22 protein-coding genes are annotated in these 22,714 nt (G+C 53.9%); 12 read left to right on the top strand and 10 right to left on the bottom strand.

What is annotated here, in order from left to right:
- Position 1: 1 nt before the first annotated feature.
- The 3 genes from ppk1 to purM form a co-directional block, all read right to left on the bottom strand.
- Complete coding sequence (gene ppk1, locus QVF11_RS20760) at positions 2–2,062, bottom strand: polyphosphate kinase 1 (protein ID WP_112215483.1); 2,061 nt, start codon at positions 2,060–2,062, stop codon at positions 2–4.
- 179 nt (positions 2,063–2,241) lie between these two features.
- On the bottom strand, positions 2,242–2,883 hold the full coding sequence (gene purN, locus QVF11_RS20755) for a phosphoribosylglycinamide formyltransferase (protein WP_112215484.1): 642 nt from the start codon (positions 2,881–2,883) through the stop codon (positions 2,242–2,244).
- Positions 2,880–3,917 (bottom strand): phosphoribosylformylglycinamidine cyclo-ligase, encoded by a 1,038-nt coding sequence (purM, locus tag QVF11_RS20750; RefSeq protein WP_112215485.1) that lies wholly within the window; start codon positions 3,915–3,917, stop codon positions 2,880–2,882. The genes purN and purM overlap by 4 nt, the downstream gene beginning before the upstream one ends.
- Positions 3,918–4,181: 264 nt before the next feature.
- Between purM and bglK the strand changes: the two genes are divergently transcribed.
- The 5 genes from bglK (at position 4,182) to QVF11_RS20725 (ending at position 9,510) form a co-directional block, all read left to right on the top strand.
- On the top strand, positions 4,182–5,075 hold the full coding sequence (gene bglK, locus QVF11_RS20745) for a beta-glucoside kinase BglK (RefSeq protein ID WP_287858967.1): 894 nt from the start codon (positions 4,182–4,184) through the stop codon (positions 5,073–5,075).
- Positions 5,076–5,088: 13 nt separating this feature from the next.
- Entirely contained in the window at positions 5,089–6,519 is a 1,431-nt protein-coding gene (locus QVF11_RS20740; RefSeq protein WP_287858965.1) for a 6-phospho-beta-glucosidase, read from the top strand.
- Between the two features lie 182 nt (positions 6,520–6,701).
- Positions 6,702–7,328 (top strand): uracil phosphoribosyltransferase, encoded by a 627-nt coding sequence (gene upp / locus QVF11_RS20735; protein ID WP_112215488.1) that lies wholly within the window; start codon positions 6,702–6,704, stop codon positions 7,326–7,328.
- Positions 7,329–7,423: 95 nt separating this feature from the next.
- Complete coding sequence (gene uraA, locus QVF11_RS20730; protein ID WP_112215489.1) at positions 7,424–8,713, top strand: uracil permease; 1,290 nt, start codon at positions 7,424–7,426, stop codon at positions 8,711–8,713.
- Positions 8,714–8,808: 95 nt separating this feature from the next.
- The gene (locus tag QVF11_RS20725) at positions 8,809–9,510 is read left to right on the top strand and encodes a DnaA inactivator Hda (RefSeq protein ID WP_220022280.1); all 702 of its coding nucleotides are present in this window, start codon (positions 8,809–8,811) and stop codon (positions 9,508–9,510) included.
- A 40-nt stretch (positions 9,511–9,550) separates the two neighbouring features.
- On the opposite strand, the gene arsC is transcribed toward QVF11_RS20725, so the two are convergent.
- Together arsC and bepA are read right to left on the bottom strand one after the other, a co-directional pair.
- On the bottom strand, positions 9,551–9,910 hold the full coding sequence (gene arsC, locus QVF11_RS20720) for an arsenate reductase (glutaredoxin) (protein ID WP_110272144.1): 360 nt from the start codon (positions 9,908–9,910) through the stop codon (positions 9,551–9,553).
- A 9-nt stretch (positions 9,911–9,919) separates the two neighbouring features.
- The gene (gene bepA, locus QVF11_RS20715; RefSeq protein WP_112215490.1) at positions 9,920–11,383 is read right to left on the bottom strand and encodes a beta-barrel assembly-enhancing protease; all 1,464 of its coding nucleotides are present in this window, start codon (positions 11,381–11,383) and stop codon (positions 9,920–9,922) included.
- A gap of 229 nt (positions 11,384–11,612) precedes the next feature.
- Between bepA and QVF11_RS20710 the strand changes: the two genes are divergently transcribed.
- Positions 11,613–12,689, top strand: a complete 1,077-nt coding sequence (locus QVF11_RS20710; protein ID WP_110272146.1) for an AI-2E family transporter — start codon at positions 11,613–11,615, stop codon at positions 12,687–12,689.
- A 79-nt stretch (positions 12,690–12,768) separates the two neighbouring features.
- Here the strand turns inward: QVF11_RS20710 and bcp are convergent, their stop codons facing one another.
- On the bottom strand, positions 12,769–13,239 hold the full coding sequence (bcp, locus tag QVF11_RS20705) for a thioredoxin-dependent thiol peroxidase (protein ID WP_112215491.1): 471 nt from the start codon (positions 13,237–13,239) through the stop codon (positions 12,769–12,771).
- Between the two features lie 3 nt (positions 13,240–13,242).
- The gene (locus QVF11_RS20700; protein ID WP_167492732.1) at positions 13,243–13,812 is read right to left on the bottom strand and encodes a glycine cleavage system transcriptional repressor; all 570 of its coding nucleotides are present in this window, start codon (positions 13,810–13,812) and stop codon (positions 13,243–13,245) included.
- 153 nt (positions 13,813–13,965) lie between these two features.
- Here QVF11_RS20700 and dapA point away from each other — a divergent pair, with 153 nt between their 5' ends.
- From dapA to ypfH, 6 genes are all read left to right on the top strand, one after another.
- Positions 13,966–14,844 (top strand): 4-hydroxy-tetrahydrodipicolinate synthase, encoded by an 879-nt coding sequence (dapA, locus tag QVF11_RS20695; protein ID WP_112215492.1) that lies wholly within the window; start codon positions 13,966–13,968, stop codon positions 14,842–14,844.
- Positions 14,845–14,860: 16 nt separating this feature from the next.
- Complete coding sequence (bamC, locus tag QVF11_RS20690) at positions 14,861–15,895, top strand: outer membrane protein assembly factor BamC (RefSeq protein WP_287858963.1); 1,035 nt, start codon at positions 14,861–14,863, stop codon at positions 15,893–15,895.
- Positions 15,896–16,003: 108 nt separating this feature from the next.
- Positions 16,004–16,717 (top strand): phosphoribosylaminoimidazolesuccinocarboxamide synthase, encoded by a 714-nt coding sequence (gene purC / locus QVF11_RS20685; protein WP_110272150.1) that lies wholly within the window; start codon positions 16,004–16,006, stop codon positions 16,715–16,717.
- Between the two features lie 119 nt (positions 16,718–16,836).
- Entirely contained in the window at positions 16,837–17,706 is an 870-nt protein-coding gene (gene ypfJ, locus QVF11_RS20680; protein WP_112215494.1) for a KPN_02809 family neutral zinc metallopeptidase, read from the top strand.
- 12 nt (positions 17,707–17,718) lie between these two features.
- Positions 17,719–19,722: a tRNA(Met) cytidine acetyltransferase TmcA gene (locus QVF11_RS20675; RefSeq protein ID WP_287858961.1), complete on the top strand. Its 2,004-nt coding sequence runs from the start codon at positions 17,719–17,721 to the stop codon at positions 19,720–19,722.
- A 77-nt stretch (positions 19,723–19,799) separates the two neighbouring features.
- Entirely contained in the window at positions 19,800–20,498 is a 699-nt protein-coding gene (ypfH, locus tag QVF11_RS20670; protein WP_287858960.1) for an esterase, read from the top strand.
- Positions 20,499–20,700: 202 nt separating this feature from the next.
- Here the strand turns inward: ypfH and QVF11_RS20665 are convergent, their stop codons facing one another.
- Genes QVF11_RS20665 through QVF11_RS20655 form a run of 3 tightly spaced genes read right to left on the bottom strand, consistent with a single transcriptional unit; the run spans position 20,701 to position 22,417 of the window.
- On the bottom strand, positions 20,701–20,904 hold the full coding sequence (locus QVF11_RS20665) for a YpfN family protein (protein WP_112215497.1): 204 nt from the start codon (positions 20,902–20,904) through the stop codon (positions 20,701–20,703).
- A 28-nt stretch (positions 20,905–20,932) separates the two neighbouring features.
- A complete protein-coding gene (gene dapE, locus QVF11_RS20660; RefSeq protein WP_112215498.1) occupies positions 20,933–22,060 on the bottom strand; it encodes a succinyl-diaminopimelate desuccinylase in 1,128 nt (375 codons plus the stop codon).
- 3 nt (positions 22,061–22,063) lie between these two features.
- Positions 22,064–22,417, bottom strand: a complete 354-nt coding sequence (locus tag QVF11_RS20655) for an ArsC family reductase (protein ID WP_110272155.1) — start codon at positions 22,415–22,417, stop codon at positions 22,064–22,066.
- Between the last annotated feature and the right edge of the window lie 297 nt (positions 22,418–22,714).

The following is a 22,714-nucleotide window of genomic DNA, read 5'->3' as shown; positions in this document are numbered from 1 at the left end:
GTTAATCGGGCTGTTCAAGTGATTTGAGATAGTCGTATATCGCCATCTGTGCGCGAACTTTACGGCGGTTGCCGCGCGGCACGTAGCGATTACTCAGTTCTTTATCAAGATAGCGTGCTTTTACCGTATCGTTGAACAGGATATCGAAAATATCCAGCACGCGCTGTTTTAGTCTTGGATCCAGCAGCGGCGCGGCGACTTCGATACGATAGTCAATATTGCGCGTCATCCAGTCTGCGGACGATAGCCAAACCTGTTTATCGCCGCCGTTTTCGAAGCTATAGACCCGGTCGTGCTCAAGGAAACGGTCCACGATGCTGATCACGCGAATATTATCACTGATCCCTTCCAGACCGGGAATCAGCGAGCACATGCCGCGAATCAGCAAATTAACCGGGACACCGGAGCTTGAGGCCGCGTAGAGACGGTCTACCAGGCCTTTATCAACCAGGTTATTCAGCTTCAGGGCAATACCGGAAGGCTGGCCATTCTGCGCATTGGCGATTTCGCGATCGATCATTTCATAAAGCAGACGGCGCGAGTTCTGCGGCGATACCAGCAGATAGTCGAAGCTGACCGGGCGGTATGGGTTTTCGATAAAGTTAAACACCCGGCGGACTTCATTGGTGATGCGCGCATCGGCGGTCAGTAATGAATAGTCGGTGTAAAGACGCGCGGTTTTTTCGTTGAAGTTGCCGGTACCGATATGCGCATAACGGACGACTTCATCACCCTCTTTACGGGATACGAGGAACAGTTTGGCGTGAATCTTCAGCCCCGGCGCGGAGAAGATAACGTGCACGCCGGCTTCGGTCAGACGTTTGGCCCAATGAATATTGGCCGCTTCGTCGAAACGCGCCTGCAGTTCTACTACTACGGTGACTTTCTTGCCGTTGTGAGCGGCATGGATCATGGAATCAATAATCCGTGAGTCTTTAGCCACGCGGTAGATATTGATTTTGATAGCCAGCACGTTCGGATCGAAAGAGGCCTGACGCAACAGTTCGAGCACGTGCTCAAAGGTGTGGTACGGATAATAGAGCAGCACGTCGCGTTCGCGAATCGCGTCAAATCCGTTGCGGAACTTATCGAACCACAAATGACGCAGGCGCGGCATCGGCTTGTTGACCAGATTGGCTTTGCCAACATTTGGGAAGCCGATAAAGTCTTTAAAATTGTGGTAGCGTCCACCAGGCAGCATGGAGTCGTAGTTGGAGATAGACAGCTTATCGCGCAGCATTTCGACCATTGCGTCAGGCATATCGCGCTGATAGACAAAACGTACCGGTTCTGCGGTCAGGCGCTGCTTCAGACTGGAGGACATCAGTTCCATCAGGCTCGATTCCATCTCGTGCACCAAATCATATTCGGCATCACGGGTCATTTTCATCGAGTAGGCATTCAGCGCGTCGTAATCGAAGAAGCCTTTAAAGATATCATCCAGGCAGTAGCGCAGAATGTTATCCAGCAAAATCATTGGCTTGCGGCGTCGAGGCGCTTCCGGCGGCAGGTTCACAAAACGGGGAACCTTATCTGACGGAATTTCCAACAGCGCGTAATTGATAGTATCCCCGCGGATGATCTCTACCGCCAGATAGGTGTAATCATCTTTCAGAAATTGCACCAAATCCGTTTCACGATTAATCAGGATCGGCGAAATGTGCTGGCGAAGATAGAGCTTGAAGTAATTTCGCAGCCAGGACTGCTGGTTGACGGAGAGTTGACGTTCGTTAATCAGAAAAATCTGGTTACGCGCCATTTCCAGCAGCAGCTCGTTATACAGACCATCAAATTCCTGATCGGCCTTTAGTACACGAGCCTGGATTTTGCCTAGCAGGTGACGAGAGTGGGCGGTACTGCCTTGCTCTTCACTGATGATGATGCGGCGCTTAAGCTCGGCAAACCGCACTTTATAAAATTCATCGAGGTTGTTGGAGTAAATTCCTAAAAAACGCATGCGTTCAATCAGCGGATTGCTTTTGTCCGCCGCTTCCTGAAGTACGCGCTCGTTAAAGGACAACCAACTGAGTTCTTTTTCGATGTATAGCTTTTCCTGGCCCATTACAACTCACACTCCGTTTTACTCACAGGACATAGACTATTATGACGAAATTTTCCGCATAGCGATTCACTGTGTCACAACAATATGACAGTAAGAAGAACTATTTCTTCGACATGATTGATTGTTAAACGATTTTAATCAAAAAAAAGCCCCGCATGGATAAAACGCAGGGCGATGGGTTATTCTTCAGCGGCGTAGCCCTGGGGCGGTAGCTTTATTTTGTCGAGCCAGGCTTCTTTGCCATCGGTACGCAGGCGACCATCGACAAACCAACTGACCACCAGCGGATAGATATCGTGCTCCTGAGCCTGGACGCGAGCGGTGATCTCATCTTCGGTATCTTCGGCGAAAACGGGTACCTTCGCCTGAAGTATTACCGGCCCGCCATCCAGCTCGTCGGTGACGAAATGCACCGATGTCCCATGTTCCTCGTCGCCATTTTCCAGCGCCTGGCGATGAGTGTGCAGGCCCGGATATTTTGGCAGCAGGGAAGGGTGGATATTCAGCAGGCGCCCATGATAGTGAGCGACAAACGCCGGGCTGAGAATGCGCATATAGCCGGCCAGTACCACTAGATCCGGCGCATAAGCGTCAATCTCGTGCATCAGTTCGCGATCGAAAGCTTCACGATTAGCGAACTCGCTGGCGGTGAGCGCATGAGCCGGAATATTGGCCTCGCGCGCGCGCTCAAGGCCGAACGCATCGGCCTTGTTGCTGAAGACTGCTCGCAGGGTGCCGTTGATTTTTTTCCGGGCGCAGGCGTCAATAATGGCCTGCAGATTACTGCCGTTGCCGGAAATCAGCACCACGATGTTTTTCATTCAATGACCACACGCTGTTCGGAATCAGAGGCTTTGATATAACCCATTTTCCACGCCTTTTCACCTTTCTCATTCAGGAAGGCGATGGCTTTGTCCGCAGCTTCAGCAGGGAGGGCGATAACCATGCCCACGCCGCAGTTAAAGGTACGATACATCTCATGGCTGCTGACGTTACCGGCAGTTTGCAGCCAGTTGAACACTTCCGGCCACTGCCATGAAGACTCATCGATGACTGCCTGAGTGTTGTCCGGCAGGACGCGCGGGATATTTTCCCAGAAACCGCCGCCAGTCAGGTGGGCGATGGCGTGAACGTCAACGTTAGCAATCAGGTCGAGAATGGATTTCACATAGATGCGGGTCGGGGCCAGCAGGTGATCCGCCAACGACTTACCGTTGAGATCGGTAGTTTGCGGGTCAACGCCGCTCACTTCGATAATTTTACGCACCAGAGAGTAACCGTTAGAGTGCGGGCCACTGGAGGCCAGAGCCACCAGCACATCGCCATCAGCTACTTTGCTGCCGTCGATAATTTCTGATTTTTCTACCACGCCGACGCAGAAACCCGCCACGTCGTAATCTTCGCCATGATACATACCCGGCATTTCCGCCGTTTCGCCGCCGACCAGCGCGCAGCCGGACTGTAAGCAACCTTCGGCGATACCGCTGATCACGCTGGCTGCGGTATCCACATCCAGTTTCCCGGTTGCGTAGTAATCCAGGAAGAACAGCGGCTCAGCACCCTGAACGACCAGGTCATTCACGCACATGGCGACCAGATCGATACCGATGGTGTCGTGACGCTTTAGATCCATCGCCAGACGCAGCTTGGTGCCGACGCCGTCTGTACCAGAAACCAGAACCGGCTCGCGGTACTTCTGCGGCAATGCGCACAGTGCGCCGAATCCGCCCAGTCCACCCATCACTTCCGGGCGACGGGTTTTCTTTACCACGCCCTTAATACGGTCGACGAGAGCGTTGCCTGCATCAATATCTACGCCGGCATCTTTATAGCTGAGAGAGGTTTTATCGGTCACTGCGAAGTCTCCACGCGTTTGCGGTAGCAATAAAAAACGGCGCAATTCTAACAGGGAAAGCAAACGTTTGCGAGCCTGCTTTGCAGCCGACGTAAAACAGCCGCTATGTGCGCAAATTTGATACTGTTCACGAAAATGAAACCGGGTACATTCTTCTGCTTGCCACTGGGTCAGGGAATCACCATCATGTTAATGAAACCGGTTTCTTTTTTATCAATAACAGATAAACCGCGAGTTGGATGGGATTTAGTAAGGGAGTCGAGGATGAAAATTGCCGCATTTGATATTGGTGGCACGGCGTTAAAAATGGGCGTAATGACCCGAGAAGGCGCGCTGTTGGATAAAGGTAAACAGTCAATAAGCGACAGCAATGGCGACCAGATTCTGCAGGCGATGCTGGCGTGGATTGCTGCCCATCCAGAATGTGAAGGGGTGGCTATCAGCGCTCCCGGTTATGTGAATCCGCACACTGGCTTTATCGAAATGGGCGGCGCCATCCGTAAATTTGATAATTTCGCCATTAAAACCTGGCTCGAAGAGCAAGTGCGTTTGCCGGTCGCCATTGAAAATGACGCTAACTGCGTGCTGCTGGCCGAGCGCTGGCAGGGCAAAGCCGCAGAAATGGCTAATTTCCTGGTTCTGACCATCGGCACCGGTATCGGCGGAGCGATTTTCTGTAATAACCAACTGGTGCATGGCGCGCGTTTTCGCGCCGGTGAATTCGGCTATATGCAAACTGCGCGTCCCGGTACCCGCGATGTGCGGCGCTACTCGATGAATGAAAACTGCACACTGCGCATTCTGCGCCATCGCTATGCTGAACATATCGGTAAATCGCTGGATGAAGTGACCGGTGAGGAAATTTTTGACCGCTACGATGCGGGCGACGCCACCTGTCGGCGTCTGGTTTCCGAGTTTTTTAACGGTCTCGGCACCGGGCTTTATAACCTCGTCAACGTGTTCGACCCGCAAACGATTTTAATCGGCGGCGGGATCGTTGAACGACCGGGCTTTCTGGCGCTGCTGCGCGAACATCTGGCCTGGTTTGGCATTGCGGACTATATCGACACCGTCAGCCACGGCAACGATGCCGGGCTGGTAGGCGCTGTTTACCATTTCAATCAGCAATATCGGTCGCATAGCGGCGACTGCGCATAGATAGGGAGAGAACATGTCTGGATTCAAAGAAGGTTTTCTGTGGGGAGGTGCGGTCGCAGCGCATCAGCTGGAAGGCGGCTGGAAAGAGGGCGGTAAAGGCGCTAGCGTCGCCGATGTGATGACCGCAGGCGCGCACGGCGTGCCGCGTGAAATCACCGATGGCGTGCAGCCGGGGAAAAACTACCCCAATCATGAGGCGATTGATTTTTACCATCGCTATAAAGACGACATTCAGCTGTTTGCCGAAATGGGCTTTAAATGCTTCCGTACCTCAATTGCCTGGACGCGTATCTTCCCGCTGGGCGATGAGCTGGAACCGAACGAAGCCGGACTGCAGTTTTATGACGATCTCTTTGATGAGTGCCTAAAGCACGGCATCGAACCGGTGATTACGCTCTCCCACTTCGAAATGCCGTACCACCTGGTGACGGAATATGGCGGCTGGCGTAACCGTAAGCTGATTGATTTCTTCGTTCGCTTTGCGCAGGTCGTGTTCACCCGCTATCAGCATAAAGTGAAGTACTGGATGACCTTTAACGAGATCAACAATCAGGCGAACTTCCACGAAGATTTTGCGCCATTTACTAACTCCGGACTGAAGTATCAGTCGGGAGAAGACCGCGAGCCGATTATGTATCAGGCGGCGCACTATGAGCTGGTAGCCAGCGCGCTGGCGGTTAAAGTGGCTCGCGAAATTAACCCGACATTGCAGATTGGCTGCATGATCGCCATGTGCCCGATTTACCCGCTGAGCTGTGCGCCCAACGATATGATGATGGCGATGAACGCCATGCATCGTCGCTACTGGTTCACTGATGTTCACGTGCGCGGAAAATATCCTCAGCACCTGCTGAACTACTTCGAGCGTCGCGGTTTTGCGCTGGATATTACCGAAGAAGATCGTGTGGCGCTGACTCAGGGCTGCGTCGACTATATCGGCTTTAGTTACTATATGTCGTTCGCCACCAAAGCGTCCGAGGATAATCCGCAGCTGGATTATGATGAAACCACCAGCCTGGTTTCCAATCCGTACGTGCAGAAGTCGGACTGGGGCTGGCAGATTGACCCGGTCGGGCTGCGCTACTCCCTGAACTGGTTCTGGGATCACTACCAGTTGCCGTTGTTTATCGTCGAGAACGGTTTTGGCGCTATCGACGTGCGCGAGCCTGATGGCTCGGTGGATGACCAATATCGTATCGACTACCTCTCTGCGCATATTGCCGAGATGAAAAAAGCAGTTGTTGAAGACGGCGTTGACCTGATGGGTTACACCCCTTGGGGCTGTATCGACCTGGTCTCGGCGGGCACTGGCGAGATGAAAAAACGCTACGGCTTTATCTATGTTGATAAAGACAATGAAGGCAACGGTACGCTTGAGCGTAGCCGCAAGAAATCTTTTGCCTGGTATCAGCAAGTTATCGGCAGCAACGGCGAAAAGCTGTAAATTGCCGCAAAGCCCCATCCAGCCCCGCGTTCGCGGGGTTTTTTTATTTTGTCTTATACTGGCTCAGGCAGCGTAAAGCATTTTGGTTGATCCCGGTCAAACATATCGGCTATGGCGTAAAAGGTAAAAGGCGGTATAATCCGGCGATTTTTTTTGTGGCTGCCCCTCAGAGGAGAAAGAGAATGAAGATCGTGGAAGTGAAACACCCACTCGTCAAACACAAGCTGGGCCTGATGCGCGAGCACGACATCAGCACCAAACGCTTCCGTGAACTCGCCTCAGAAGTGGGCAGCTTACTGACTTATGAAGCCACTGCCGATCTGGCGACCGAGAAAGTCATCATCGAAGGCTGGAACGGTCCGGTAGAAGTCGAGCAAATCAAAGGTAAGAAAATTACCGTTGTGCCGATTCTGCGCGCAGGTCTGGGAATGATGGAAGGCGTGCTTGAGCATGTGCCGAGCGCGCGTATCAGCGTTGTGGGCATCTACCGTGACGAAGAAACCCTTGAGCCGGTTCCTTACTTCCAGAAGTTGGTGTCCAATATTGACGAACGTATGGCGCTGGTAGTTGACCCGATGCTGGCAACCGGCGGTTCAATGATCGCCACTATCGACCTGCTGAAAAAAGCGGGCTGCACCAGCATTAAGGTGCTGGTTCTGGTGGCTGCGCCGGAAGGTATCGCCGCGCTGGAGAAAGCGCATCCGGATGTGGAAATGTACACTGCGTCAATTGACCAGGGGCTTAACGAGCACGGATACATTATTCCGGGGCTCGGCGATGCCGGCGATAAGATTTTTGGTACGAAATAAATGATGAAGTAGAAAAAGCCGACTTTGATAGTCGGCTTTTTTTTGAATAAAACACACCAACAACAACCAACAAACGACTCTCAGAGGAAAATGCCATGACGCGCCGTGCTATCGGGGTGAGTGAAAGACCGCCGCTTTTACAGACAATCCCGCTTAGTTTGCAACATCTGTTCGCCATGTTTGGCGCTACGGTACTGGTGCCCGTTCTGTTTCATATCAACCCGGCCACGGTACTGCTGTTTAACGGCATCGGAACGCTGTTATATCTTTTCATCTGCAAAGGCAAAATTCCGGCTTATTTAGGATCGAGCTTTGCGTTTATCTCCCCGGTGCTCCTTCTGCTACCGTTGGGCTACGAAGTTGCCCTTGGTGGCTTTATCATGTGCGGCGTGCTGTTTTGCATCGTCTCTTTTATTGTCAAAAAAGCCGGTACCGGCTGGCTGGATGTGATGTTTCCCCCTGCGGCGATGGGCGCGATTGTTGCGGTTATCGGGCTGGAGCTGGCGGGCGTTGCGGCGAACATGGCCGGACTGCTGCCTGCGGACGGGCAAGCTCCGGATACCAGGACTATTATCATTTCGATGGTAACGCTGGCGGTGACGGTCTTCGGTTCCGTGCTGTTCCGCGGTTTCCTGGCAATTATCCCGATTTTAATCGGCGTGCTAGTTGGCTACGCGCTCTCTTTTGTCATGGGCGCAGTCGATACCACGCCAATCGCCGAGGCTCACTGGTTCGCTCTGCCGACCTTCTACACGCCGCGTTTTGAATGGTTTGCGATTTTCACCATTCTGCCCGCCGCGCTGGTCGTTATCGCCGAGCACGTTGGGCATTTAGTCGTGACGGCGAATATCGTCAAAAAAGATCTGCTCCGCGATCCGGGCCTGCATCGTTCTATGTTTGCTAACGGGTTTTCGACCGTTATCTCCGGCTTTTTTGGCTCGACGCCAAACACCACCTACGGTGAGAATATTGGCGTGATGGCGATTACCCGCGTTTACAGCACCTGGGTTATCGGCGGGGCGGCGATCATCGCGATTCTGCTCTCCTGCGTTGGCAAGCTGGCGGCGGCTATCCAGATTATCCCGCTGCCGGTTATGGGCGGCGTCTCTCTGCTGCTGTACGGCGTGATCGGTGCATCAGGTATTCGCGTGCTGATTGAATCAAAAGTGGATTACAACAAAGCGCAGAACCTGATTCTGACCTCCGTTATCCTGATCATCGGTGTCAGCGGTGCGAAGGTGCATATTGGTGCCGCAGAATTGAAAGGTATGGCGCTGGCGACCATCGTGGGTATCTGCCTGAGCCTGATCTTCAAATTGATTAGCGTTCTGCGTCCGGAAGAGGTTGTCCTCGACGCGGCGGATAGCGAAGAAGCAAAACATTGATCCTTATACCGGGCGGTGATCCCGCCCGGTTCTCTCCTTACCTATTTGTGTGCTAAACTCTTCGCGTTTTTCTGAAAGCCTATGTTGAGGTCCATCTGAACGCACCGGCACAGCTCTCTTTGCCACTGTATCTTCCCGATGATGAAACTTTCGCGAGTTTCTGGCCGGGCGATAATCCTTCTCTTCTTGCTGCCCTTCAGAACGTGCTGCGGCAGGAACATAGCGGATACATCTATATCTGGTCACGCGAAGGGGCGGGACGCAGCCATTTATTGCACGCCGCCTGCGCGGAACTCTCCCAACGTGGCGACGCGGTGGGCTACGTTCCTTTAGATAAACGGACGTGGTTTGTGCCAGAAGTGCTGGACGGAATGGAGCAACTTTCGCTGGTTTGCATCGATAATATTGAATGCGTGGCGGGCGATGAACTGTGGGAAATGGCGATCTTCGATCTCTATAACCGGATCCTTGAATCAGGCAAGACCCGGCTGCTGATTACCGGCGACCGGCCACCGCGCCAGCTCAAACTGGGGCTGGCGGATTTGGCATCGCGCCTCGATTGGGGGCAAATCTACAAGCTACAGCCGCTGTCGGATGAAGATAAGCTTCAGGCACTACAACTGCGTGCCAGATTGCGCGGCTTCGAGATGCCGGAAGATGTGTGTCGTTTTCTACTTAAGCGGCTGGATCGCGAAATGCGCTCGCTGTTTATGACTCTTGATCAGTTGGATCACGCCTCGATTACCGCTCAGCGCAAATTGACGATCCCGTTCGTGAAAGAAATCCTGAAGCTTTAAGCTGCGCCGCAACGTTCAAATCCGTTACGGCGCGTTGCTTTTAGCTCACAATTTCCAGAACTTGTTCAGGTGGGCGGCCGATTCTTGCTTCGCCGTGGCTCACCACGATAGGCCGTTCAATCAGCTTTGGATTGTCGATCATCGCCTGGATTAGTGCATCTTCGCTAAGCTGTGGATTAGCGAGATCCAGTGATTTATACAGATCTTCTTTCTGGCGCATCAATTCACGAGCGCTGGCCATCCCCAACATCTTCAGCAGCTGGCGCAGCGTGGCGGCGTCCGGCGGCGTCTCCAGATAGAGCACCACTTCAGGATCGATGCCGTTGGCTTTCAGCAGGCTTAATGTGTCACGACTCTTGGAGCAGCGAGGGTTGTGATAGATTTTGACCGTATCGGACATGAGATCTCCTTACATTTTCTGGTACGGTTTGAAACGTTCTTGCAGCTGGCGCAGCTGATCGATGCGCGCATCGTAGCGAGCCTGTTGCAAACTGCCTAATTTCACCTGCGAGCTGGCGCTGCTGAGCAGCGTAATGGCCTGATCGAGTCGGCCAACCAGCGCCATGCCTTCAGCCCGCGCGGCCAGCTCCTGATCGCGATTGCCCAGCTTGGCTTCCGCTTGCGCCAGTAAATCCCAACCGTTGACGTCATCTTTATAATTAAAAGTGTAGCGATTAAGGATATTCGCCGCTTCTGCCGGTTGCCCGCCTTCCAGCAAGGCGTTGGCAAGGTTTAATTGCAGCACCGGATTGGTTCGAAGCTCACGGGCACTTTTCAGGCGATTAATCGCCTCCGTCGCTTTCTTCTGCCCAAGGTCAATATCGGTTGCCAGGTCAAGATACCAGGCATTTTGCGAATCGGCACTCAGCAGCGGCTGCAGCGTTTTGCGCGCCAGATCGTAATTGTTACTGCCCATCGCCAACAGGGCGCGACCGTATTGTGCTGCATGCTGTTCGCGGATATTACCTTTCTCCCAGCTGCTTAGCAGATCATTGCTCAGCTTGTTGTCGCCGGAGGTGTACATGCCAAGCGTACGGGCTTTCGCCAGATAGAAGTCAGCTGAAGATTGGACGACGACCGGGCGCATTTGGTTTGCGCGGTTGCGGGCGTCGGACAGACGGCTTTCCGGCAGAGGGTGCGTCAGCAGCATTTCCGGCGGACGAGTAGAGTAGCGCGATTCATCAAGCAGCTTGCCCATAAATGCCGGCATCGCCTGCGGATCGAAACCAGAACGCTGAAGAACCTGAATACCAATACGGTCGGCCTCTTCTTCGTTTTGCCGGGTAAAGCTGATCATTCCCTGCTGGGTTCCCGCCAGGGTCCCGGTGAGCGCCGCCATCCCGGCCTGCGGACTTGCCATCGCCAGAAGAATCGATCCCAGCGCGCCGACCCAGGTCAGCGGAGCGTTACGCTTTTGGTCTTCCATCGCGCGGGCAAGGTGGCGCTGGGTGACGTGAGAAATTTCGTGCGCCATGACCGACGCCAGTTCGCTTTCGTTATCGGAATAGCGGAAAAGGGCCGAGTGCAGCACAACGTTACCGCCGAAGAATGCAAAGGCGTTAATTTGATCGTTATTGATTAGATAAAAGTGGAACGGCGTTCGCACTGAATTGGCGTGCGAAACCAGACGCATACCCAAGCCGTTAATGTATTGCACCAGCAGCGGGTCATTGATTAGCGGTGCGCTGCCGCGCAGCTGGCGTACGTAGTAATCCCCCATCTGCATTTCCTGGCCAATGGAGAGCGTGCTTCCTGCGGAGGTGCCCATGTCCGGCAGGGTGTCTGCGGAGTCGGCAAAAGCAGGTAATATCGAACCCAGCGTCAGCGACGCTATGACGGTTGCCACCAGCGTTTTCTTCAACTGCCTGAACATAACCTCAATCCTGTAATGTAGGTGTGCCAGTTTGACCGATTGTGCGGCGTAATGTTCCCTGACCGCAAGCAAGTTCAGCGAGTTTAGCCGTCGCTAGCGGCGTTGCAAATATCATATTCACCCGGTCATTAATGTTTGTGGTTTTACCCATAAAAAGCGAAGTCTTTTTTGTGACATTTCGATACAATTCCCGAGATTGTTACAGCTTTGCTCTTCAGGGAAGGGTTTTATGCTTCAGATGTTAATGCAGTGGTACCGCCGTCGGTTCAGCGATCCGGAGGCGATAGCGCTGCTGGTCATTTTGCTGGCCGGTTTCGGCATTATGTTTTTCTTCAGCGGCCTGCTGGCACCTCTATTAGTGTCCATCGTGCTGGCCTATCTGCTTGAATGGCCAACGGTCAGGCTGGAGCGTATCGGTTTTTCTCGTACCTGGGCCACCTCGGTCGTCCTGATTCTGTTCGTCGGCATTCTGCTATTGATGGCGTTTGTGGTGATGCCAGTTGCCTGGCAGCAGGGCATTTATCTGATTCGTGATATGCCGGGGATGCTGAACAAACTTTCTGATTTTGCAGCGACGGTGCCGCGCCGCTATCCGGCCTTAATGGATGCCGGAATTATCGACGCCATGGCGGAGAATATGCGCGGGCGGATGTTAACCGTCGGTGATTCGGTAGTGAAATATTCGCTTGCCTCGCTAGTCGGGCTGCTGACTTTGGCGGTCTATCTGGTATTGGTGCCGCTGATGGTTTTCTTTCTGCTGAAAGACAAAGAGCAGATGCTTAACGCCGTGCGCCGTGTGCTGCCGCGCAATCGCGGGCTGGCAGGGCAGGTGTGGAAAGAGATGAATCAGCAAATTACCAACTATATTCGCGGTAAGGTGCTGGAGATGATTGTCGTCGGCGTGGCGACGTGGATTGGTTTTATCCTTTTCGGGCTTAACTATTCATTGTTGTTGGCGGTGCTGGTTGGGTTTTCAGTACTGATTCCCTACATTGGTGCTTTTGTGGTTACCATTCCAGTGGTCGGCGTGGCGCTGTTTCAGTTTGGCGCGGGCACCGAGTTCTGGAGCCTGTTCGCGGTTTACCTGATTATTCAGGGGCTGGATGGCAACCTGCTGGTGCCGGTGCTGTTCTCCGAAGCCGTTAACCTGCACCCGCTGGTGATTATTCTGTCGGTGGTTATCTTCGGCGGCCTGTGGGGATTCTGGGGCGTGTTCTTCGCGATTCCGCTGGCGACGCTAATCAAAGCGGTGGTGCATGCCTGGCCGGATGGCCTGATAGTGGAAGACGTAGAAGAAGAGAATTAGCGCAACGCTTACTGATGAGCGGCAAAAAAAGACGCCGGGCGGTTTGAAACCGACCCGGCGTCTTGCGTTTGTCTGCGCGTCAGGCGTTTTCTTTCAGCCAGTTCAGCACCACGTCGTGGTGATTGCTGGTTTTGAAATCATCAAACACATGTTCGATTTTGCCGTCGGCATCGATGAGGAAGCTCGTACGGTGAATACCGTCGTAGGTTTTCCCCATAAACGTTTTTTCACCCCAGATGCCAAACTGTTCGCATACCTGATGGTTCTCGTCAGACAGCAAAGTAAAGTTCAGCAGCTCCTTTTCGGCGAAGCGGGAGAGTTTCTCTGGTTTATCAGTACTGATACCCAGTACTTCAACGCCTGCTTTTTTCAGGTCGTCCATATTATCGCGTAAACCGCACGCTTGTACGGTGCAGCCCGGGGTCATGGCTTTCGGGTAAAAATAAACCAGAACACGCTGTCCCTGGAAGTCGGTCAAATTTACTTCCTCGCCGTCCTGGTCTGGTAAGCTAAATTTCGGTGCAATATCACCGGCTTTCAGTGGGTTCATTACTCAAACTCCATCCTGTTCATCATGCTGTGAATAATTAACGATGTTAATACTGCCTTGTGCATTCAGTTCTGTACATAGGGCTTTGAACGCTTGTTCGATATTTGATGCATTTTGCGTAGTCGGGCTATGGGCGGTGATTTGGATAAAAAGCTGCGCTGAATCGTCGTTCGCTCCCGGTTGGGTGCGGGAGACCAGCTCGGCAATGTTCATTTTCCACGTATCGCACAGGGCAGTAAATCGCTCAATAATATGCGGCGAATCCGGCACCTCAACCTGAACCCAGACGGTGTTTTGCATCGCCTGATGCGGCCTTGCGGTTGTACGCTTCATTACGATCAGCAGATCAAGCTCGGCACCTTTCAGAGGCAGAGTCGATTCAATCAGGTTAATCGCATTCCACGAGCCGGAGAGCAGCATGATAAACGTAAACTCGTCACCAAGCATGGCCAGCCGGCTGTCTTCGATATTACAGCCGCAGCTGCTGACGTGGCGAGTGATTGTATTCACGATGCCAGGGCGATCAGCACCCAATGCGGTAATAACCAGATAGTGTTGTAATGAGGCTGTCAAACCTGTTCTTCCTTTAAAAAGGTGAGGTAACATTAGGAAAGCATAAAAAAAACCGGCATACAACATCCCTGATGGCATCGGGTCTCTTGCTTTTATTGCAGCACCAAACGTAACATTGAGAATCTTGTCCCACTTCTGCTCTGAGGATGGCCCATGTTTACGGGAAGTATTGTAGCGCTTATCACGCCGATGGATGAAAACGGTAACGTCTGCCGGTCAAGCCTGAAAAAACTGATTGATTACCATGTCGCCAGCGGTACCTCGGCGATCGTTTCGGTAGGCACTACCGGAGAGTCCGCAACATTGAGCCATGAAGAGCATGGTGACGTAGTTATGCAGACGCTGGAGCTGGCTGACGGACGCATCCCGGTTATCGCAGGTACCGGTGCAAATGCAACCGCAGAGGCGATTAGCCTGACCAAGCGGTTTAACAATAGCGGTGTGGTTGGCTGCCTGACGGTTACGCCTTATTACAACCGTCCGACCCAGGAAGGCCTGTTCCAACACTTTAAAGCTATTGCAGAACATACTGACCTGCCGCAAATCCTGTATAATGTGCCGTCCCGTACCGGTTGCGATATGTTGCCGGAAACCGTCGGTCGTCTGGCGGAAGTTAAAAATATTATCGGTATTAAGGAAGCGACGGGGAACTTAAGTCGCGTTCATCAGATCAAAGAGCTGGTTTCAGATGACTTTATTCTGCTGAGCGGCGATGACGCGACCGGAATGGACTTTATGCAGCTTGGCGGTCACGGCGTGATTTCCGTAACCACAAACGTTGCGGCGCGCGAAATGGCTGAAATGTGCCGACTGGCTCTGGCTGGTCAATTCGCCGAAGCTCGGGCGATTAATCAGCGTCTGATGCCGTTGCATACAAAATTATTTGTCGAACCCAACCCTATCCCGGTCAAATGGGCATGTAAGGCGTTGGGTCTTGTGGCGACCGATACGCTACGCCTGCCGATGACCCCGATTACCGAAAACGGTACTAAGGTTGTCACCGCAGCGTTGAAGCATGCCGGTTTGCTGTAAAGTTTAGGGAGATTTGATGGCTTACTCAGTACAGAAGTCGCGCCTGGCGAAGGTTGCGGGTGTTTCGCTGGTTCTACTCCTCGCGGCCTGTAGTTCTGACTCGCGCTATAAGCGTCAGGTGAGCGGCGACGAGGCCTATTTGCAGGCAACGCCGCTTAGTGAACTTCACGCGCCAGCAGGGATGATCCTGCCGGTTCAGGTGGGTGATTATAATATTCCGGTTGCTGCCAGCACCGGTAACACAGGCAAGGCTCTGGATATCCGTCCTCCGGCTCAGCCTCTGGCGCTGGTTAGCGGCGCGCGCACTCAGTTTAACGATGATACCGCGACGCTGATGGTGGAGAACGGTCGCAGCGGTTCGCTGTGGGCGCAGGTGGCAAGCATCGTGCAGTCGAAAAACTACACTATCGCGAAACGCGACGATGCCAGCCAGACGCTGAATACCGACTGGGTCGAATGGAATCGCCTCGATGAAGACCAGCAGTACCGTGGTCGCTATCAAATCTCAGTTAAACAGCAGGGCTATCAGCAAGCAGTGGTCGTGAAGCTGGTGAATCTGGAGCAGGCGGGTAAACCGGTTGCCGATCCGGCTTCGCTGCAGCGCTACAGTACTGCCATGCTGAACGTCATTTCCGAAGGTCTGGATCTGAACGCCACCAGCGCTCAGAACGCCGCGCAGAAAAGTGCCGGGGCGACCTTCGACGTGCAGAGCGGTGCGGATGATACCGGCCTGCCGATGCTGGTCGTTCGCGCACCGTTTAACCTGGTGTGGCAACGCCTGCCGGGCGCGTTGGAAAAAGTGGGTATGAAGGTAACCGATAGCTCTCGTTCTCAGGGCAGCTTCTCTGTGACCTACAAACCGCTATCCGACAGCGGCTGGACCGATCTGGGCGCTCGTGACCCGCAATTGGTATCCGGCGATTATAAATTGCAGGTTGGAGACCTCGATAACCGCAGCAGTCTGCAGTTTATCGACCCGAAAGGACATACCCTGACGCAGTCGCAAAATGATGCCCTGGTTGCCGTATTCCAGGCCGCATTAAGTAAGTAATAAACAGGGCTGGAGTAATCCGGCCCTTTTTAATGTATAGTGACGCAAACGTGTGCGTCAGCAGAAAAGCACAAATTTTTATCGTTAATCATCACTGGAGTGACAAAGATGCAAAAGCTAGCTGAGTTGTATCGTGGTAAAGCGAAGACCGTTTACAGCACCGAAAACCCGGATCTGCTGGTACTCGAATTCCGTAACGATACGTCAGCAGGTGACGGTGCTCGCATTGAGCAGTTCGATCGTAAAGGCATGGTGAACAACAAGTTCAACTATTTCATTATGAGCAAACTGGCGCAAGCGGGTATCCCGACCCAGATGGAAGCGCTGTTGTCCGATACCGAATGTCTGGTGAAAAAGCTGGATATGGTGCCGGTGGAGTGCGTTGTGCGTAACCGCGCTGCCGGTTCGCTGGTGAAACGTTTAGGGATTGAAGAGGGCATCGAGCTGAACCCGCCGCTATTTGACCTGTTCCTGAAAAACGACGCCATGCACGACCCGATGGTCAACGAGTCCTACTGCGAAACTTTCGGCTGGGTGAGCAAAGAGAACCTGGCGCGTATGCAGGAACTGACCTACAAAGCTAACGACGTGCTGAAAAAGCTGTTTGACGATGCAGGTCTGATCCTCGTGGATTTCAAGCTGGAGTTTGGTCTGTTTAAAGGCGAAGTGGTGCTGGGCGACGAGTTTTCTCCGGACGGCAGCCGTCTGTGGGACAAAAAGACCATGGATAAAATGGACAAAGACCGTTTCCGCCAGAGCCTTGGCGGCCTGATTGAAGCCTATGAAGAAGTTGCCCGTCGTCTGGGCGTAGAACTGGACTAATTCCCCGACGCCAGAGGAAGACCCCTTCTTCTGGCGCTCTTCTTGCTGTTTCCTGTGGTAATCCTCCGCTGAACCGCCTACGATCTCATACATTGGTTTTATGATGAATTGAGGTGCTTATGCGCTGGCAAGGACGTCGCGAAAGCGACAATGTTGAAGATCGACGTGGTCAATCCGGTTCACCGATGGGCGGAGGTGGCGGTTTTCGTCTCCCCAGCGGGAAAGGCGGTATCGTGCTGCTGATTATCATTGTGGTGGCGGGATATTACGGCGTTGATTTAACCGGCATGTTAACCGGTGAACCGGTGTCACAACAGCAAACCACCACTCAACGCTCTATTAGTCCACAGGATGAAGAAGCTGCGAAGTTCACTAAAGTGGTTCTGGCGGATACGGAAGATACCTGGGGCGCGATTTTTAAAGACATGGGTCGTCAGTATCCGCAGCCTAAGCTGGTGATGTATCGCGGCGCGACGCGAACCGCCTGCGGTACTGGCCAGTCGGTAATGGGACCGTTCTACTGTCCGGCAGATAGCACAGTGTACATCGACCTGTCATTTTACGATGAGATGAAAACTAAGCTCGGCGCGGGCGGCGATTTCGCTCAGGGTTACGTTATCGCCCATGAAGTCGGCCATCATGTACAAAAGCTTCTGGGTATTGAGTCGAAAGTGCGCCAGCTACAGCAGAATGCTTCACCAGCGGAAGCGAACCGCCTGTCAGTGAAAATGGAGCTACAGGCGGACTGCTTCGCGGGCGTCTGGGGCTACAATATGCAGAAGCAGGACGTGATGGAGGTTGGCGACCTGCAAGAGGCGCTGAACACCGCAGAGGCTATTGGTGATGACCGCTTGCAGCAGCAAAGCCAGGGACGCGTGGTGCCGGACAGCTTTACTCACGGTACATCGCAGCAGCGCTATACTTGGTTTAAACGCGGCTTCGATAGTGGCGACCCGGCGCAGTGCAACACCTTTGGCAAAGCGCTGTAATTGCCGTCTGTCATGGATGAACTGCTTCACCTGACGGCGCAAATGGCGCGTGAGGGCATCCGTCGTCTGCTGGTGCTCAGCGGCGATGATGCCTGGACTTTCAACCAGGCGCAAAATCTGCGTACTCTGTTGGCTGGTGATGGGCTGTGGGTTGGCCCGCAGCCGGTACCGGAGGCGTATACGCCTCCCGTTGCGCTGAAGACCCTGCTGGGCCGGGAATTCCAGCATGCTTTTTTCGATGCGCGCGAGGGGTTCGACGTCGCGGCATTTGCTGCGTTAGCCGGTACGCTGCGCGCAGGAAGCTGGCTGATCTTGCTGCTCCCCGATTTTTCCCAATGGCCGACCCGGCCTGACGCAGACTCTCTGCGCTGGAGCGACACTCCCGAGCCGGTCCCCACGCCAAATTTTGTCTATCGCTTCTGCCAGCAAATTATTGCCGATAATGATTCTGTCCTCTGGCGGCAAGGGAATGAGCTGACATTACCCGCTTTCCCGCTTCGTGAATCCTGGCATCCCGCTGATGGTCAGCCGCAGGCGGAGCAGGCAGCCGTTCTTGCCGAATTGGCTGACTTCCCTCCCGGTATCGCCGCCTTAACCGCAGAGCGCGGACGAGGCAAATCCGCTCTGGCGGGAATGCTTATTCGCCAACTGGCAGGGGATGCCATCGTCACGGCACCGGCGCGTGGAGCCACAGATGTGATGGCGGCTTTTGCAGGTGAGGGCTTTCGCTTTTTGGCTCCCGATGCGTTACTGGCATCAGAGTGCAACGCTTCGTGGCTGATTGTTGATGAGGCCGCCGCCATTCCGGGGCCGCTGTTGCGCCAGCTTGTCGCTCGTTTCCCGAGGACGCTGCTGGCCACTACCGTGCAGGGCTACGAAGGCACCGGGCGCGGCTTCCTGCTTAAGTTTTGCGCCGGTTTTGCCCATTTGCGACAGTTTAGTTTGACGACGCCCATCCGCTGGGCATTGGGCTGCCCGCTGGAGGCGGCTATCGCGCAGTTGCTGTTGTTTAGCGATGAGACCTTCCAGCATACGCCTGCTGGCGACACGGTACTGGAAAACGTCAGTCAGACCAGTTGGCAGCAGCAGCCCGCTTTACCGGAGGCGATGTATCAACTGCTCTCCGGGGCGCACTATCGCACTTCTCCTCTCGATTTACGCCGCATGATGGATGCGCCGGGGCAGCATTTTACCTGCGCTCGCAGCGTAAACCGCGTCGTCGGAGCGTTGTGGCTGGTGGAGGAGGGAGGGCTGGAGTCATCGCTTAGCCAGGCCGTATGGGCTGGATATCGCCGCCCACGTGGCAATCTGGTTGCACAGTCGCTGGCGGCGCACGGCGGTAGCCCGCTGGCGGCAACGTTGACGGGTTTGCGTATCAGTCGCATTGCCGTACACCCGGTGCGCCAGCGCGAGGGGCTTGGGCAACGGCTGGTCGATTGGGCGGCGTCTCAGGCGTCGGAGCGGGACTATCTCTCGGTCAGTTTTGGCTACACACCCGAACTGTGGCGTTTCTGGGATAGCTGCGGTTTTATGCTGGTGCGCTTGGGTACTCATCGGGAAGCCAGCAGCGGCTGTTATACCGCGATGGCGCTCTATCCCATCAGCGCGGCTGGCCGACATCTGGCTCAGCAAGAAATCCGCCGGCTGCTGCGCGATGAACACTGGCTGTGCGACTGGCGAAATGAGTCGTTGCCGCTGACTATACTGGAAGAAGCGGCTATCTTTACTGAAGAGGATTGGCTGGAGGCTGCGGGCTTTGCGTTTGCCCATCGCCCGCTGCTGGCGGCGGTTGGTAGCCTAAATCGGCTGCTCATGCAGGTGAATTTACCGCTGCCTGCTTTGCGCGCGCGCCTGGAGCGCCAGGATGAAGCGGAACTTTGCCGCACGTTACAACTCTCCGGGCGAAAAGCGCTGCTGGCCAGGCTGCGCGAAGAGGCGGCGCTGGCGTTATCTACTCTCAATGCAACTCGCGCTGATGCTCTGCGCCAGCAGGTCAAAATGCTGCAATTTTTTTAACTAACTCCTTCAGTTAAATGGCATGGTCATATTTCGCATGCGGCGTAAACTTCCTTGCAGACATTAAGGAGACAGCCATGAAACACGATCATTTTGTTGTTCAAAGCCCCGCGACCCCTGCACAGCAACTGCTGCTGCTGTTTCATGGCGTCGGCGATAACCCGGTTGCCATGGGGCAAATCGGCAGCTGGTTTGCCCCGCTCTTCCCGGATGCGCTGATCGTCAGTATCGGTGGCGCAGAGCCGTGCGGCCCGCCCCCTGGACGCCAGTGGTTCTCCGTGCAGGGCGTTACCGAAGAAAACCGCCAGCAGCGTGTAGACGCCATTATGCCAACCTTTATCGAGACCGTTCGCTATTGGCAGCAGCAAAGCGGCGTCGGCCCGCAGGCAACGGCGTTAATTGGCTTCTCGCAAGGGGCGATAATGTCGCTGGAGAGCATTAAAGCGCAGCCGGGTCTGGCGTCGCGAGTGATCGCCTTTAACGGCCGCTATGCAACTCTGCCGGAGAAGGCGACCACGGCGACGACTATCCACCTGATTCACGGCGGTGAAGATCGCGTTATCGATCTGGCATGGGCGGTAGCCGGGCAAGAAGCGCTTCAGCAGGCAGGCGGTGACGTAACGCTGGATATTGTTGAGGACCTGGGACACGCCATTGACGATCGCAGCATGCAGTTTGCGCTCGATCATCTGCGTTTTACCGTACCGAAGCACTATTTTGACGAAGCGCTCAGCGGCAGTACGCCAAAAGACAGCGATATTATCGAGCTGCTGTAAATAAAAAACCCGGAGGCGATGCTGCGCATCTGTCCGGGCTACAAAAGTGTACCCTGCACGAACCCGTAGTCCGGGCAAGGCGCGTTGAGCGCCGCCCCCGGGAAAATAGCGGCACACTGTGTTAATTTCCCGGAGGCGATGCTGTGCATCTGTTCGGACTACCGGATCTGCAGGACCCATAGACATAACTGAAGTAAGACGCTTACTTTTTCTTCGACTGGTCGTTCTTTGGCCAGTCATCATCATCGTCCCACTTATCGTTGCAGTCGCGATGCGGCGGAAGATCCGGCTTATTGTTGAGAAATTTTTTATGGTCAACGCGGGTAAGATCCTTAATTACGTTGATCATGACGCCCACTAAAAATACCAACACCAGGATCCACCAGTATTTCGATAGCCAATCCATGCGCTCTACCTCTTATCTATTGATGCCGTCAGGCGACCAGCTGTTCCATGATGCGTTGGTACATTCGCGCCAGTAGCTGGAGATCGGCGGCATTAACACATTCGTTGATTTTATGAATAGTGGCATTCACTGGCCCCAGCTCTACCACCTGCGCACCCATGCGTGCGATAAAACGCCCGTCGGAGGTGCCGCCATTGGTCAGGAGCTGCGGTTTAATTTCATTATAGTGCTCAATGGCGTTCACCACCGCATCAACCAGTTTACCGCGGCCGGTCAGGAACGGCTGGCCCGAAAGCCACCAGTCAACGCTGTAGCGCAGTTCGTATTTCTCCAGCAGTGCTACAACGCGCGCTTTGATCATTTCGTCAGTCAATTCTGTGCTAAAGCGGAAGTTGAACTGCACGAACATATCGCCGGGAATCACGTTGTTGCTACCGGTTCCGGCCTGCACGTTAGCGATTTGCATGCTGGTTGGCGGGAAGAAATCGTTACCTTTATCCCATTCAATATTCACCAGCTCTGCCAGCATCGGCGCGGCGCGGTGGACCGGGTTATCCGCGAGGTGAGGATAGGCCACGTGCCCCTGCACGCCGTGAATGGTCAGGTTGCAGGTCAGGGAGCCGCGACGGCCATTTTTGACGACATCGCCGACAACTTCGGTGCTGGAGGGTTCTCCGACCAGACAGTAATCCAGGCGCTCGTTACGCGCCATTAGCGCTTCCACGACTTTAACGGTGCCGTTTTTGGCGCTGGCTTCTTCATCTGAGGTGATCAGAAATGCCAGGCGACCTTGATGGTTCGGATACTGGGCAACAAAGCGTTCAGCGGCAACCACCATTGCAGCGAGAGAGCCTTTCATGTCTGCCGCGCCGCGGCCAAACAGCATTCCATCACGAATAGTAGGTTCGAAAGGCGGGTTAATCCAGCGGTCGGCATCGCCAGAAGGGACGACATCAGTATGGCCGGCGAAAGCCAGCGTTTCCCCGCGCCCGCGCCAGGCCCAGAAGTTTTGGGTATCGCCGAAATCCATCGGTTCAACGGTAAAGCCAATCGCACGCAGACGTTCAATCATTAACGCCTGGCATCCCGCATCATCGGGACTGAGGGAAGGGCGGCGAATAAGCTGCTGAGCCAGCTCAATGACCGGGCAAGACATAGACTACACCTCGTTAAACTGCTGATAACTAGATTCACTGAAACCCAGCAGCATAGGCTGACCGGGCGCACAGAGCAATGGGCGTTTGATGATTGCCGGCATTTCCAGCATCAGTTTTGCCGCAGCATCGGCGTTATCGATACCTGCGCGGACCGTTTCGTCTAGTTTGCGCCAGGTGGTGCCGCGGGTATTGAGCAGCGCTTCCCAGCCGAGTTCATCTATAAAGGTATCTAATAATTCGCGGTCCAGACCATCAACCCGATAATCATGAAAGCGATATTCTATCTGCTGGGCTTCCAGCCAGCGGCGGGCCTTTTTTATGGTATCGCAATTTTTTATCCCGTACATGGTGAGCATGATTAAACCTTTTCCATTGAATTAAACGTTTGACCAGGAATGTTCCGAATATATAAGTCGTTAATAAATAATACGTGAATTACGTTAATAAATATCGTTTTTTACCCGTGATATATCCTGAACGTTATCTATTGGTTGTTTTTTGACCTGTTTTTACGCTGTGACTTGTCACAAGCCGAGTGAGGGCGGATTGTGCTGATGAACAAATGTTGCTGAATGTTGCTATTGGTCACATTAAACGGGTTAAATTCGGCTCATAGTGCTTACGAATGAAAGGGCTTTTTCTGGAGGCGGTAA

The organism is Klebsiella sp. (genome assembly GCF_027492335.1).
GTDB classification, from domain to species: domain Bacteria; phylum Pseudomonadota; class Gammaproteobacteria; order Enterobacterales; family Enterobacteriaceae; genus Klebsiella; species Klebsiella huaxiensis.
This window is presented reverse-complemented; position numbering and strand designations above follow the sequence as displayed.

Excerpts from the sequence above, each read along its gene's own strand:
- QVF11_RS20665 (WP_112215497.1), bottom strand. The coding sequence starts at position 20,904 with ATGGATTGGCTATCGAAATACTGGTGGATCCTGGTGTTGGTATTTTTA.
- QVF11_RS20675 (WP_287858961.1), top strand. The coding sequence starts at position 17,719 with ATGGATGAACTGCTTCACCTGACGGCGCAAATGGCGCGTGAGGGCATC.
- uraA (WP_112215489.1), top strand. The coding sequence starts at position 7,424 with ATGACGCGCCGTGCTATCGGGGTGAGTGAAAGACCGCCGCTTTTACAG.
- dapA (WP_112215492.1), top strand. The coding sequence starts at position 13,966 with ATGTTTACGGGAAGTATTGTAGCGCTTATCACGCCGATGGATGAAAAC.
- ppk1 (WP_112215483.1), bottom strand. The coding sequence starts at position 2,062 with ATGGGCCAGGAAAAGCTATACATCGAAAAAGAACTCAGTTGGTTGTCC.
- dapE (WP_112215498.1), bottom strand. The coding sequence starts at position 22,060 with ATGTCTTGCCCGGTCATTGAGCTGGCTCAGCAGCTTATTCGCCGCCCT.
- ypfH (WP_287858960.1), top strand. The coding sequence starts at position 19,800 with ATGAAACACGATCATTTTGTTGTTCAAAGCCCCGCGACCCCTGCACAG.
- purN (WP_112215484.1), bottom strand. The coding sequence starts at position 2,883 with ATGAAAAACATCGTGGTGCTGATTTCCGGCAACGGCAGTAATCTGCAG.
- upp (WP_112215488.1), top strand. The coding sequence starts at position 6,702 with ATGAAGATCGTGGAAGTGAAACACCCACTCGTCAAACACAAGCTGGGC.
- QVF11_RS20710 (WP_110272146.1), top strand. The coding sequence starts at position 11,613 with ATGCTTCAGATGTTAATGCAGTGGTACCGCCGTCGGTTCAGCGATCCG.
- purC (WP_110272150.1), top strand. The coding sequence starts at position 16,004 with ATGCAAAAGCTAGCTGAGTTGTATCGTGGTAAAGCGAAGACCGTTTAC.
- arsC (WP_110272144.1), bottom strand. The coding sequence starts at position 9,910 with ATGTCCGATACGGTCAAAATCTATCACAACCCTCGCTGCTCCAAGAGT.
- bamC (WP_287858963.1), top strand. The coding sequence starts at position 14,861 with ATGGCTTACTCAGTACAGAAGTCGCGCCTGGCGAAGGTTGCGGGTGTT.
- ypfJ (WP_112215494.1), top strand. The coding sequence starts at position 16,837 with ATGCGCTGGCAAGGACGTCGCGAAAGCGACAATGTTGAAGATCGACGT.
- bglK (WP_287858967.1), top strand. The coding sequence starts at position 4,182 with ATGAAAATTGCCGCATTTGATATTGGTGGCACGGCGTTAAAAATGGGC.
- QVF11_RS20655 (WP_110272155.1), bottom strand. The coding sequence starts at position 22,417 with ATGCTCACCATGTACGGGATAAAAAATTGCGATACCATAAAAAAGGCC.
- bcp (WP_112215491.1), bottom strand. The coding sequence starts at position 13,239 with ATGAACCCACTGAAAGCCGGTGATATTGCACCGAAATTTAGCTTACCA.
- bepA (WP_112215490.1), bottom strand. The coding sequence starts at position 11,383 with ATGTTCAGGCAGTTGAAGAAAACGCTGGTGGCAACCGTCATAGCGTCG.
- QVF11_RS20740 (WP_287858965.1), top strand. The coding sequence starts at position 5,089 with ATGTCTGGATTCAAAGAAGGTTTTCTGTGGGGAGGTGCGGTCGCAGCG.